12 protein-coding genes are annotated in these 13562 nt (G+C 42.7%); 4 read left to right on the forward strand and 8 right to left on the reverse strand.

Annotation, left to right across the window (positions count from 1 at the left end; genetic code table 11):
* The first annotated feature begins 51 nt into the window (after positions 1-51).
* The gene (locus tag AOG26_RS01160; protein ID WP_054560849.1) at positions 52-309 is read left to right on the forward strand and encodes a hypothetical protein; all 258 of its coding nucleotides are present in this window, start codon (positions 52-54) and stop codon (positions 307-309) included.
* Here the strand turns inward: AOG26_RS01160 and AOG26_RS01165 are convergent.
* The 5 genes from AOG26_RS01165 to proB form a co-directional block, all read right to left on the reverse strand.
* Positions 306-1832 carry an arylsulfatase gene (locus AOG26_RS01165; protein WP_054560850.1) on the reverse strand — a complete coding sequence of 509 codons (1527 nt, stop codon included), beginning with the start codon at positions 1830-1832 and terminating at the stop codon, positions 306-308. The genes AOG26_RS01160 and AOG26_RS01165 overlap by 4 nt on opposite strands.
* Positions 1833-2055: 223 nt before the next feature.
* Positions 2056-3540: a glutamate--tRNA ligase gene (gene gltX / locus AOG26_RS01170; protein ID WP_054560851.1), complete on the reverse strand. Its 1485-nt coding sequence runs from the start codon at positions 3538-3540 to the stop codon at positions 2056-2058.
* A gap of 80 nt (positions 3541-3620) precedes the next feature.
* On the reverse strand, positions 3621-3980 hold the full coding sequence (locus tag AOG26_RS01175; protein WP_054560852.1) for a glutathione S-transferase N-terminal domain-containing protein: 360 nt from the start codon (positions 3978-3980) through the stop codon (positions 3621-3623).
* A gap of 66 nt (positions 3981-4046) precedes the next feature.
* Positions 4047-5018 carry a GGDEF domain-containing protein gene (locus AOG26_RS01180; RefSeq protein WP_054560853.1) on the reverse strand — a complete coding sequence of 324 codons (972 nt, stop codon included), beginning with the start codon at positions 5016-5018 and terminating at the stop codon, positions 4047-4049.
* A gap of 64 nt (positions 5019-5082) precedes the next feature.
* On the reverse strand, positions 5083-6186 hold the full coding sequence (gene proB, locus AOG26_RS01185) for a glutamate 5-kinase (RefSeq protein WP_054560854.1): 1104 nt from the start codon (positions 6184-6186) through the stop codon (positions 5083-5085).
* 122 nt (positions 6187-6308) lie between these two features.
* Between proB and AOG26_RS01190 the strand changes: the two genes are divergently transcribed.
* A complete protein-coding gene (locus AOG26_RS01190) occupies positions 6309-7256 on the forward strand; it encodes a DMT family transporter (RefSeq protein ID WP_054560855.1) in 948 nt (315 codons plus the stop codon).
* Here AOG26_RS01190 and AOG26_RS01195 read toward each other — a convergent pair.
* The 3 genes from AOG26_RS01195 to pdsO are packed head-to-tail and all read right to left on the reverse strand — an operon-like array spanning position 7163 to position 10502.
* Positions 7163-7750, reverse strand: a complete 588-nt coding sequence (locus tag AOG26_RS01195) for a class GN sortase (protein ID WP_082401542.1) — start codon at positions 7748-7750, stop codon at positions 7163-7165. The genes AOG26_RS01190 and AOG26_RS01195 overlap by 94 nt on opposite strands.
* Entirely contained in the window at positions 7738-9738 is a 2001-nt protein-coding gene (locus AOG26_RS01200) for a marine proteobacterial sortase target protein (RefSeq protein WP_054560856.1), read from the reverse strand. Before AOG26_RS01200 ends, AOG26_RS01195 begins: the two co-directional genes overlap by 13 nt.
* 26 nt (positions 9739-9764) lie before the next feature.
* Positions 9765-10502 (reverse strand): sortase-associated OmpA-like protein PdsO, encoded by a 738-nt coding sequence (gene pdsO / locus AOG26_RS01205; protein ID WP_054560857.1) that lies wholly within the window; start codon positions 10500-10502, stop codon positions 9765-9767.
* A 219-nt stretch (positions 10503-10721) separates the two neighbouring features.
* Here pdsO and pdsR point away from each other — a divergent pair, with 219 nt between their 5' ends.
* Both pdsR and pdsS read left to right on the forward strand, forming a co-directional pair.
* Positions 10722-11411, forward strand: a complete 690-nt coding sequence (pdsR, locus tag AOG26_RS01210; protein WP_054560858.1) for a proteobacterial dedicated sortase system response regulator — start codon at positions 10722-10724, stop codon at positions 11409-11411.
* On the forward strand, positions 11411-13534 hold the full coding sequence (gene pdsS / locus AOG26_RS01215) for a proteobacterial dedicated sortase system histidine kinase (RefSeq protein ID WP_054560859.1): 2124 nt from the start codon (positions 11411-11413) through the stop codon (positions 13532-13534). Before pdsR ends, pdsS begins: the two co-directional genes overlap by 1 nt.
* Positions 13535-13562: the final 28 nt, after the last annotated feature.

The following is a 13562-nucleotide window of genomic DNA, read 5'->3' on the forward strand; positions in this document are numbered from 1 at the left end:
TGTTAACATTTAAATTACCAGACAAGTATCAATATTAAGTTTATTTTTACAATGCCGATAAATAGAAAAAGGGGCAGCGCATATTATTTAGGTGAAGTTGAAGAGCTTAGTTGTCTTGGTGAGCGCTCAGCACAATCTGGTGGTTATAGCCCTACAGAGGCCAATAATATTGCTATTGAGCAGCTAAAACTTGAAGTAGTAAATCGAGGCGGCAATGGTTACTTAGTTGAGAGTTGTAAAGACTTTACCAGTGACTACCAAGACTGTGATGTTGCAACCTTGTGTTCTGGTAAAGCCTATCGTTTTTAGCGGTTTAACGCTTGCTGTGAAATCATTTCAGCAACACTACCCACTTGTACTGACATACTCTCTTGGCTAGGTGGAAAAGCCTTAAAAGTTTTTACAAACTCTGCAATTTGATTACCTGCTGGGCCTAAAATCCAACTACGGTTTTCTGCCCACTCATCATAACCCCTAGCATCAATGAATCGCTCAAATGGATCCATTTTTAGGTTAATAATGTAAGGTGAAGTAAGGGCTTGCTGTGTAGACCTAAACCAATGATTTTGTTCTGTAAAGATTAACTTCCAGTCACCGTAACGCATTCCATGAAAGGTAGTTTCGGTGAAATAATAGAACTCTTTACGCTTTGTTTTACCATTGTTTAGTAAAATATCACTTTGATCAAAACCATCTAAATGAACTTTATACTTTTGACCATTAATCTTGGTGCCTTTTAATAAATTAGCTTTTAAATCTTTATCGCCAACCCACGACATAATCGTTGGCATCCAATCTTCCATTGTCATGAACTCACCGGTGCTCACACCTTTAGGAACATGGCCCGGCCATTTAACAACCATAGGTACTCTGAAGCCACCTTCCCAGCCACCAACGCCTTTTTCACCATGAAATGGCTGGTTGCCACCATCTGGCCATGAGTTTGATGCGGCACCGTTATCGGTAGAAAACATCACTATTGTGTTATCAGCTACTTTAAGTTCATCAAGTAAGTTAAGTAATTCACCTACATCATCATCCATTTCGGCCATACCATCAGCATATAAACCAAAGCCAGTTTTGCCGTCATAAGCTTTATTAAGGTTAGTTTGGTAATGCATACGAGTTGTGTTGTGCCAAACGAAGAAAGGTTTATTTTGTTTTACTGCATCACGGATAAAGCGTTTTGACTCTACAAGTACTTCTTGGTCTAAATTGCGCTGACGCTCTTTCCCAAATGGACCAAGATCTTTAATCTCTTGCTTGCCATTTCCAAGCGCTTTTGAATGAATGACCCCACGCATTTTTAAACCAAACTTTTCTTGTGTTTTGGCATCTTGAGGATAGTCTTGTTGTTCTGGATATTCACCGGCATTGAGGTGATATAAAATTCCAAAAAATTCATCAAAGCCATGATTTGTAGGTAAGTGCTCATCACGATCACCTAAATGGTTTTTACCAAACTGGCCTGTGACATAACCCTTTGATTTGAGCATAGTTGCTAAGGTGGGATCTTTCTCTTGCAAGCCTTGCTTCGCGCCAGGAAGCCCTACCGTACTGAGACCAGTTCGCATTGGGTACTGACCTGTGATAAATGCAGCACGGCCAGCAGTACACGAGGCCTGTGCATAATGGTCCATAAATATCATGCCATCATTAGCAATTCTATCTATGTTTGGGGTACTGCCTCCCATCATGCCTCGATGATAGGCACTAATGTTCCACATACCAACATCATCACCCCAAATAACAAGTACATTGGGTTTATCAGCCGCGAAACTTGGCAAACTAAAGCCTAAAATGGCCAAACAGACCAATACGTATTTAAACATCACTTTCTCCTTGAAAACTAACTAAAGCATTCGCCTCAGCTTAAATAATCCCTCGCTTGCAGTTACCTCATACTGCTTCATTAAGATATATCTACAAGTGATAAATTGTGCATGTTTAATACTATTAGAGCAGTCCCTATTTACAAGTTAAATCTGCATTAACTTTGATTTAAATATAAAAAAACCGAGCAATAAGCTCGGTTTTTAAAACTAACAATTACGATTAAACTTGTGGATAATCGCGATATGCACGCTCAATTTTTTTCGCTTGCTTTTTAGACACACCAATATGTGCTAGTGCAACACGTAAACGAGCACGTGATAAGTCAGAACCTAAAATTTCCATCGCATCAAGTACTGAAGTTGAAGATGTCTTACCTGTGATAGCCACAAAGATTGGCTCAAGGAAGTCTTTAATCTTCAATTCATGGAAAGTCGCCACTTCTTTTGCGATAGCAAAAATCGCTGGTTTTTCCCAACTGCGTAAACCTTCTAATTGCCAGATGAAGAACTGTAATGCTTGACGGATAGCATCTTCATCAGCTTTACCTGCCGTTAATAGCGCAGGATCATAGCTTGGAATACCACCCACAAAGTGACCAGCAAGATCAACCATGTCAGAAAGCGTATTAATACGCGTTTTTGCTTCTGGTAATACTTTAGCGAATAGCTCAGTATTAAACTTCCAATCAACAAAACGTTGCATTAGTTCTGCATCAGATAAGTTTTCACGGATCCACATACCGTTTAACCAGCTAAGCTTATCGATGTCGAAAATAGGGCCACCAAGCGACACTCGTTTCATATCAAAGTGTTCAATCATCTCTGCTAACGTGAACTTTTCACGCTCATCAGGCATTGACCAACCCATGCGGCCTAAATAGTTTAATAGTGCCTCAGGTAGGTAACCCATTTCTTTATAGTAGTTGATTGAAGTTGGGTTTTTACGCTTCGATAACTTTGACTTATCAGGGTTACGAAGTAATGGTAAGTGACCTAGTACAGGTGCTTCCCAACCAAAATCTTCGTATAACTTTAATAGCTTAGGCGCTGAATTGATCCACTCTTCACCACGGAAAATGTGGCTAATTTGCATGTGGTGATCATCAACAACGTTGGCAAGGAAGTAAGTTGGGAAACCGTCAGCTTTAAGTAGCACTTGCATGTCTACATTTTCCCATGGGATCTCAATTTCGCCACGTAGGTAGTCGTTAAACTTGAACGTGCCTTCGCTTGGGATCTTCATACGGATTACGTAAGGCTTACCCGCTTCAAGGTTTGCTTTAATTTCATCTTCAGAAAGATTTAAACCACGACCATCGTATTTAGGGCGTAGGCCTTCGGCCATTTGCTCTTCACGCATTTGGTCTAGTTCTTCGCTCGTAGCAAAACAGTAAAAAGCTTTACCCTGTTCAACTAACTGATGCGCAAATTTCTTATATAAATCGCTACGCTCAGATTGACGGTATGGACCAAACTCACCGCCTACATCTGGACCGTGATCCCAGTTTAAGCCTAACCATTGTAAGCTATCCATAATAGCTTGCTCTGATTCTGGCGTACTACGAACTTGGTCTGTATCTTCAATACGTAACACAAACTCACCGCCTTGCTGCTTAGCAAAACAGTAGTTAAATAATGCGATGTATGCAGTACCTAGGTGCGGGTCGCCTGTCGGTGACGGAGCAACACGGGTGCGAATTGTCATGGTTATATCTCTCAAAAGACAATTAAAAATTTGCCCAAATGCTAGCACAGCACGGGCTATAATCGAAGTGAAAAGCCGCTTTATGCAGCGACTTTATCTAAATAAGCAATGATATCGTTTGATTCATACAACCAAGTTACTTGGCCGTTTTCTTCAATACGTAAACAAGGCACTTTCACTTTGCCGCCCTGCTCTAAAAGTTCTTGGCGAAATTGCTCGTTACCTTTAGCGTCACGGGTTTCAACTGATAGACCTTGGCGTTTAATAGCACGACGTACCTTCACGCAAAATGGACAGGCTTTAAATTGATAAAGCTTAAATTGTGACGTCACTGAGTCAAGCGCTGCTTGCTCTGCTGCCGGACGCTTTTTACTGCGTGGTGTGAATACAAAATCAAAAAACAAAATGATGCGGCCTAACAACCAACGAACAAACTTCATCTTACCTTCTCATGTGGCTCTAAAAATAGTGGGCAATTTTAACACAGCTAAGCGCGCTGCAACACCTTAAAACAGCTCTATTGAATCATCTTGAGGCTGGCTTTGTTGAATATCTAACTCGGAATAGGCAGTCACGCAATTACGACCACTGTTTTTAGAATGGTACAAGGCCTGATCGGCTTTTTGGACTAGGCTGGCAACCATTTCGAACTCGTAGATTGGCATAAAACCGCTACTCACTGTTAAGTTACCGACTTGAGGAAAAGGGTATTCTGCTACGCAGCCACGAAAGCGATTAAGGGCATTGCGTGCATCGAGCTCGTCACTTGCTTGAAATAACACAGCAAACTCTTCGCCGCCGTAGCGAAAAACGTAATCTTCTATTCGAAAATTATTTTTTAATAACTGTGCTACTAACAAGATCACTTCATCGCCAATAACGTGCCCATAGTTGTCATTTACGCTTTTAAAATGGTCAATATCGACCATCGCTAAATACCAATGACGTTGCTTTGACTCATGGCTTTCATGACCTACAGCGGCATCGGCTGCAATTTCAATCACTTTTTTATCAAAGGTTTGCCTGTTTAAAAGCTCAGTTAAAGGGTCAAGTTGCGACTTATAAAGTAACGACAGTTGATTCGCGTAGATATTTAGCATGTAGATGGCGAGCATACTACAGCGCTCTGAAAGCTCTTTTTCAGACTCAATGACCAGTACACCAACCACATTGCCCATGTAATAAATGGGCACATAAGTAGAAATAAAGCCGTAGTTGCGACTGATGCGAATTTTATTGCGGCTGACTTTTTCGATGAGCTCATTGACTTCATGTTCACTGAGCTCTTCGATAACAGAATCTTTATTTAGCAGCCTTGCAGGCAGGCCTGGTTTAAAAAACTTATTGATGTAAATAGCAAAACGAGAGAATTCATCTAATTCACTCACGGCATTAATAAGCGCCTGATCGAGCTCAGGCTCTTCTTCTTGTTGGGTGATTTCTACAACCCAGTCATGTCCGCAAGCATTAGCCGCCATCTAAAAAGTCCCCAAAACTGCTTATTACTTTAGTTTAGTTAACTTTATCAGAATTACTAAAAAACTATAACAAAATCATATCATCTCGGTGAATTACTTCACTGCTTGGTGCAAATGCAAGCAACTGGGTAATTTGCGACGAATGACAGCCTTTGATTTGATCTATTTCTTGGTGGTTAAAATTAACAAGGCCTTTGGCTATACATTGCCCTTGACACGTCACTACTTCAATCACATCACCGCGTTCAAATTGCCCTCGCACAGTTTTTACGCCTTTTGCCAGTAAGCTTGCGCCACGCTCTTTAAGTGCAAGGCTTGCGCCATCATCAATCACTAATTGCCCCGTGCTTTTAGGTCCTGCAAGTAACCATTTTTTGCGGCCATCTTTTGGTGCGGTGAGTTTTAAAAAGCGTGTACCAGGAAGCTTGTCGGCCATACAATTTAGTATCACATTTTTGCCTGCGCCTTTGGCAATAATGACCTCAACACCAGCGCGACGTGCAATATCGGCTGCTTGCAGTTTGGTTGCCATACCACCGGTACCTAGGGTAGTGCCACTGCCACCAGCGAGCTCTCTTAGCTCATCATTAATATGCTCAACTTCGTTGATAAGTGTCGCATTGGCATCAGAGCGAGGATCGCCTGTAAATAGGCCTTCTTGGTCAGTTAACAGTAACAGCTTTTCTGCATTCGCTAATATCGCGACTAAAGCAGATAAGTTATCGTTATCACCTACTTTAATTTCGGCGGTTGCCACGGCGTCGTTTTCGTTAATAATTGGTACTACATTGTGCGCAAGTAGCGCATTTAAGGTATCGCGGGCATTTAAGTAACGTTCACGGTCTTCTACATCGGCCCGGGTCAGTAGCATTTGTCCAACATTCACACCATACAAAGCAAACAAACTCTGCCAAATATGAATAAGTTGCCCTTGACCGATTGCAGCAAGCATTTGTTTTTCAATCAAAGAACGACCACAGGGGGTAATGAGTTGCTCGCGACCTGCAGCAACCGCGCCGCTTGATACTAAAACAACCTGATAACCCTGCTTTTTTAACTCGCAACATTGGCGAACAAGTTCAACCATGTGCGCTTTATCTAATTTGTCGGTACCGCCTGTCAGCACGCTTGTGCCCAGCTTTACAACAACGACGTGTGGCCTTTGCATTTGATTCTTATATTCTGTAATTAAAATAGAGAATTTATATATACCAGCTAACGGTTTTTGAACAAGTTAAAAAAATTCATGCTAGGATCGCGCTCTCGTTTTTTTACTCAATAGCGACACCTATGCCAGCCAGTTTATGCTTAATTATCGCGACCTTTTTATGGGGTAGCTCTTACATTGCTTTAAAGCATGCAATCAATGTTTATGACCCTGTGTTAGTGATTTTTTTAAGAATGCTAACCACATTATTGATTAGCTTATGTTTATGGCGCTATATAATCCGCTTTGAGTTTAAACCAGGTGACTGGAAGTACTTAGTTGGTATGTCGCTGGCTGAGCCTTGCTTTTATTATTTATTTGAAGGGCATGCCCTTGAATACACTTCGGCATCGCAAGCTGGGGTAATTGTTTCTTGTTTACCAATTATCGTCGCTATTTTGGCGTTCTTAATATTAAAAGAGTACATCAGTAAAGCCATCGTCGTTGGTTTTACCTTGTGTATTGGCGGCAGCATTTTATTAACGTTATTGTCACCAAGCACAGAGCAAGCCCCTAACCCACTGCTTGGTAACTTTTTAGAGTTGATGGCGATGGTTTGCGCGGCGTTTTATACCGTGAGCGTAAAACACTTAGTCGCTCGTTACTCACCGCTGACCTTAATAGCAATCCAAGGGTTTAGCGGTAGCTTATTCTTTGCGCCTTTTTTATTTTTCATCGAACTACCCAGCGAAAATCAGCATGATTTAAGTGCCCTACTGAGCATTTTATATTTAGGCTCATGTGTCACTTTAGGTGGCTATGGCATGTACAATTACGCCATCAGTAAAGTGTCGGTGTTAACCGCTGCTGCTTATTCAAACCTCATTCCAATTTTTGCGTTAATTTTGTCTGCCATTTTACTTGGCGAAGTACTCACACTTTGGCAATGGGTGAGTATTGCGGTGGTATTTGCCGGTGTTATTGTTAGCCAACGTCATCAAGAGCTCAAAGTTGAAGTCGACGACGATAATTTATCAGCCGACACCAATAGCCTAAACTCAGTCCCTGAAGCTAAGGAGTCAAAAGGGTAACAGGTTAATAAATAAAGGCCTGATTGCGCTAAAAAACCTTGTTCGCTTTGATGAATAACATCAATGCTGCGAACTTGATAGTGTTCAATCTGGCCATTTTGCAACTGCATACTGAACTGCTCACCCACTGCGACATGTTTTAGAAATGCAAAGTGGGTGTCGTTATGGCCAGCTATTAACACCCCTTTTGAGCTGCCAAGTTCACCGCTTGGCAAAAAATGCCCGGGGGCAAACGCAAGGTTTCGCCCCGACGCACCGGCAAGTACAGTCATCTCTTGCTGCTGGCTTGGCCAATTTATGTGTGCAGTGACATAACCATCGGCGTAAAACCAGGGCCTTACTTGCTGATTAGGACTTTGCAAAGCTTGCTGCCAAGCTGACTCAATTAGAGCCTGTGCCAGCCAAGCTTTCGCCTGTATATAGCCACCATTAACAAACAATGCGATGCCAAGTAAGGCGCTGCAAACTGGCAGCGCTTTTTTTAGCGTCGCCATTGCCATAACCATGAGAATGTAAGCAACAACAACCCAAGTAACATAAACACCCGGCTTTGTCCGTCGGTTTGCGGTAGCGTCATGCCATTAGGAAGTTTATTTCGTACTTGCATTGAACGCTCTGCAATCTCATTCCCCGCGTAGTTATCAACTGCAATAAAGGCCGTAAAAGGGCTAAGTAAATGATGCTGAAGTGCTAATGCTTCGACTTCTGCGCGTACCGCCTGTTTTTCGTTATAAAGCAGCAATGACTTAATTTTTTGTCTGGCCCAGAGTCTAGCGATACCTTCGCCGTGTGCAGCATTGGCAGTTACTAAATTAATCGTCATTGGCCCTGTGTTTGTCTGCCCCTTTAATGTTAAGTGCTGACTGCCATCAAGCTTTACGGCAACCAAAACCGGCTCTGAAAAATACAAGTCAGGTAATGGCGATGGCCAATACTCAAGGGCTGCTTTGTCGCCTTCAAGAGCAAGCTCAGTAACAGCTGGATGCGCCAGCTTATCAAAAAGTAGTTGCATTTTTGGCTGTACTTGGCTGGTGCTACTTATAAAAGTAAATGTACCACGACCAATATCAGCAGCCCTGGTCATAAAAAAGCTATTAGGCGCGCTACCAATACCGACGGTAAAGAGTCGGCTGTCACCTAAATCTGTTTGAATTTTTTTAAATAGCTGCGTTTCGTTACCCACACTGCCATCGGTTAAAAACACCACTTGGCGTACAAAGCCATCATGCTGTTTACCATCAAGTACCTGAGTCAGTGCTTTTGCTATTTCGGTGCCGCCATCAGCTTGTAAGCCATAAATAAAGCGCTCTGCACGGCGAATGTTAAAGTCATTGGCAATCATTGGTGTGTCACTTAACACTGACACTTCGCTATCAAAGCCGATGATGTTAAAACTATCATTTTCATCCAATAAAGAAAGGGCATAAAACAAGGCTTGTTTAGCCTGCTCCATAGATTGACCATGCATTGAGCCTGAGGTATCTACAACAAACACCATTTCTCGAGGAAGACGAGCTTGCGAGGTAAAGTGATCGCTTGGCGGTACTAACATCAGTAAACCATATTCTTGCCCTGCTACTGTTTCGGTAAAAAATGCAGCCTGAGAGTGGGCTTTATCAAGGGGTTTAAATGTCAGCTCAAAGTCTCTATCCATTGGAACATCACGATTAAGTGATAACTGGTACCGACCAAAACTTGGGTTATCGATTTGCATACCCGCTAAATTAGCGCTGATATCACTGAGTTCAAGGCCAATATCCATCGCAATTGCAAGGTTCAGGCTCGCATCAGACTCTTGGCTTTGTGCGCGATGAAAAACAGGTTTCAGCCACGCTGATGCCACTTGCGCTGTGTTAGCTGTTGCGTCGTTCTGTTGGTCTGTGTCTGTTGTTTCTAGATTCGCTTTTTGCTGTAGTTCTGCCGTTAAAGGTTCGTAGCGCGGCGTAATAGTGGTAGGAAAGCGCAGTGAAAACACACCATCTCGAAAACCGATTATCTCTTGGTATTGCAAGGTAATTTCAATCTCTTCCCCTGCTCCAAGGTTTGCCACATCAGTAGAGAAAATATTCGCACGTTGCTGACGAACTAAAGCGGCGCGTTTACCCTGTTTTTGAGCTTGCTCAAATTGCTGTTCAGCCTGCTGCTTAAGGGCAATGTTACCGGTGATAATACGCTCACCAATTTGCATTTGCATGGCATGAACTGCGCTTTCATCAGGTAACGGAAACACATAGCGGGCATTTACCGCAAACGGATGCGGGTTTTGATAACGCTGTTTAACAACAACATGATTAATAAGCCCAGTGAGCGTCATAGTGACATCGTTTTTCACTAATAAGCCCGAAGACACTTGGCTATTTGAGTCATCATAAAATCGCAGTTCGGCACTGGCATTGGCTGCAAATGCAGGGTTAACTGCATAACCTAATAAGAGGATAAAAAGGCTCCCAAAAAGGAGCCTTTTGGTACGGTTACTCAACATAATATGTCACTCCATCGACCGATGAATTAGTGGTTACTTTGTGCTGTACGTAAGCTGCTTTGTGACACAGGGCGTGTCGTTAAGGTTACACGGCGGTCAAACACGTTGTCTTCGTAGTTATTTGAATCGGCAACACTTTGCTGCTCACCAAAGGCGGTTGCGGTTAAGCGCGTATGAGGCACACCTTGTTTAATTAAGTAGCTTTGCACTGCATTTACACGCTGTTTTGAGAGCATTAAATTAGCCAATTCATCACCACGCTGATCTGCAAAGCCATTTAAGTCGATAGCCAAATTTGGCTGGGCAATCAATAACTGCGCGACTTTGTCGAGTTGATTAGCAAAGTGTGGGGCAATTTCGCTAGAGCCGGTTTTAAACTGTACCGTCATCGCCAGTAAGGTGTTTAATTGGGCTTGTAGTAACTGCTCTTTTTCGTCAGCTAATAATTCAAGCTGCTCACTTAGTGCTGCGTTATCGGCAATCACTTGTTGGTAATCAGCGGTTTGCTCTTTCATTACAACTAATGCGTGAGCTTGTTCATCAATGGTGTTGTCTGCCGCTTCTTTTTCACCAATTAAGCCACCAGCAAACGCGCCAATAAATGCTCCCACTGGGCCGCCGACTATGCCGCCAACAACTGCGCCAGCACCTAAGCCAATGGCTGTTTCTTTTGGTGTTTCTTGTTTACTTTGACTCGCAGCATCTGCAAAAGGGGCTACAGATACAGCAGATGTGATAACAGCGGCAATAATTAATTTTTTCATGGTTTAATCCTTTTTCTACTTAATTGCTTGGCAACATTGGTTGGTGTTGCAAACTTGGTATGGAGCTATTAAAACAAGTCGAAATGGCAATAAAGGGGATCAAAAAAGGCAAACTGCTGAGCAATTGTGGCAGAAAAATGGCAATCGCGTTTTTGCCAGTACGCAAGGCAAAAAATTAGGTATAGTTCGCTATAGAAAGAATTTAAGTAAGTATTAGCAATGAAGAAAATAGCAATCGTTGAAGATGAAACTGCAATCCGTGAAAACTACACAGAAATGCTCAGCGCTCAGGGCTATCAGGTTGTAGGCTTTGCTGACAGATCCAGTGCTGAACTGGCATTTAGTCAATCTTTACCAGATTTAGCCATTGTTGATATTGGCCTTGGCCATGAAGTGGATGGTGGTTTTTTACTTTGCCAAACATTACGAAGTCTATCTAAAACCTTACCGATTATATTTTTAACCGCCCGCGATAGCGAAATTGATACCGTATGCGGCCTGCGCATGGGTGCTGACGATTACTTAACTAAAGACATCAGTATGGCGCACCTTGCTGCTCGAATTGGCGCATTGTTTAGACGCCTTGATGCCTTCGACCAACCCGCCGATCAAACCGCTCTTTTGCATCGCGGCCCATTAAAGTTAGATACTCAGCGCATGCAGGTTTTTTGGCAAGAGCAACTGGTTGATTTAACTGTGACAGAATTTTGGATGGTGCATTCACTTGCACAGCGTCCAGGCCATGTAAAAAGCCGCAACGAATTAATGAGTGATGCCAAGATTTATGTTGATGACAGCACTATTACTTCTCACGTAAAACGTATTCGTAAAAAATTTATTGCTTTAGATGGTGCATTTGACTGCATTGATACCGTTTACGGTATGGGTTATCGCTGGGAGCAAGCTTAATGCTGCGTTTTGGGCTTAGAACAAAGTTTATTTTCTTATCCTGCTTTTTATTTTTATTGCCTTGGCTTGGCTATGAATATGTTTGGGAAATGGAAAAGTTCTTAAGACAAGGGCAAGAAAAAACCTTAGTAGGCACCACCCGCGCACTCGCAACCGCATTACATGAACGCCCCGCTTTGTTTGACTCGCAAACCAACTTTTTAGATCAAGTTGTAAAAGGCCGAGATTTATACGCTTACAACCTAAATAACCCGATTCAGCTTGATGGTAAATTGTCGGAGTGGCAGCCTTACCAAAGCTTATTTTGGCATTATGACAAACGCTACTTACAGGGGCTAAGCAATGAGCATCAAGATAGTGATCTAAGTTTTGATCACATGGTAGGCAAGTACGAAAACTACCTTTATGCGGCATTTAAAGTCACTGACAGCTCACTGGTGTATCGTGCTAAAAATGTGCTGAGCTTTACCCGTAATGATCACTTTCAGATCATGTTAAAAACACCTGAAGGTGAATTTAAAAGTTATGTGGTGGCTGCCCGTCAAGATGGTTGGGTTAATGCCTTTGATGCTACGACACAAGAGCCGGTCACTAAAATCCAAGGCTATTTTAAAAGCACCGATACGGGTTACAACATAGAGCTGCGTTTTCCGCTTTCGATGCTAGGTAATAAGCTTGGTTTTGCGATTGAAGATTGGGATGAAGACAAAGTTGAGCCTCAGCTAATGTCGACCTCAAACCTGCAAAACCCAAATGATATCGGCTCAGTTTTAGTGCCTTCACCAGAAATTAACCGTATTTTGAAAGGCATGGGCCACAGTGGCAGTCGAATTTGGGTCGTCGATAACCATCATCGTGTACTTGCGCAATCAGGCTCAATTCATCATGCCGATGGCGTTTGGGCAGACGGCTTAAAAGAGGAGCCTGCAACAACATGGTGGCAACGCTTTGAGCAAGATTACTTACACCCACTTTACTATAAAATTTTAACTCGCCCAGAAAATGAGTTTATTGATACCTTGCATGATGTCGCAGCGATGCAAGGTACTCACATAGCCAGTGCTTTAAATGGTAAACCCGCATCATCATGGCGCTTAACCCCAGATAACAAAGCCGTTATTTTATCGGCGGCCTACCCTATTTGGATCCAAGATAAAGTCATTGGTGCAGTAATCGCAGAAGAAACCACCAACGGCGTGCGCACTCTGCGTAATAAATCCTTAGAAAAGCTCTTTAATGTCATCTTAGCGGTGATGCTTGTTGGTACTGTGACACTGTTCTTTTTTGCTTCAAGAATTTCCAGCCGTATTCGCCGCTTACGTGATAATGCCGAGCAAGCTATTGATGCTCAAGGGCGGATCACTGGCAAGATTACTTATGCCGATTCGAATGACGAAATTGGCGACCTTTCTCGCAGCTTTGCCAACATTGTTAGCCGTTTAAGTGGTTATACTGATTACCTAGAAAATATGTCATCACGACTCTCCCATGAACTGCGTACGCCCGTGGCTGTTGTGCGCTCATCACTTGAAAACTTACAAATGCAGCCGCAATCTGAACTGAGTCAAAAATACCTCGACCGTGCCAGTGAAGGGGTTGAGCGGTTAGGTAAAATTATTACCACCATGAGTGAAGCAACGCGCCTTGAACAAAGTATTCAAAATGCCGAGGCAGAAGAGTTTGACCTGACCAAGGTGATCACCGGCTGCATGCAGGGCTATCAAATAACCTATGGTGAAAGCCTATTTACCTTGTCGCTTTGTAAGGAGCCGTTAAATGTTAGTGGCGCACCAGAATTTATTGCGCAATTACTCGATAAGCTCATCAACAATGCACTTGAGTTTAAAACCCCGCAAAGCACAATTTCAGTCAGCTTAACCAAGCAAGAGCAGCATGCATTATTAAAAATCAGCAACCAAGGGCCTTTGCTCCCTGACGGTTTAGTTGAACACATTTTCGACTCAATGGTCTCGGTGAGAAGTCAGCAACATCAGCAGCAGCCACACTTGGGTTTAGGCCTTTATATTGTAAGGCTTATTTGCGATTACCATCACGGTAAAGTATTAGCAGAAAATTTAGCTGATGGCACAGGTGTTGTATTCACTGTGGAGCTGCCTATTTAATAAGCATATTTGCGTTACATATGATTAC

The sequence above is a fragment of the Pseudoalteromonas sp. UCD-33C genome, from assembly GCF_001306895.1.
Taxonomy (GTDB): domain Bacteria; phylum Pseudomonadota; class Gammaproteobacteria; order Enterobacterales; family Alteromonadaceae; genus Pseudoalteromonas.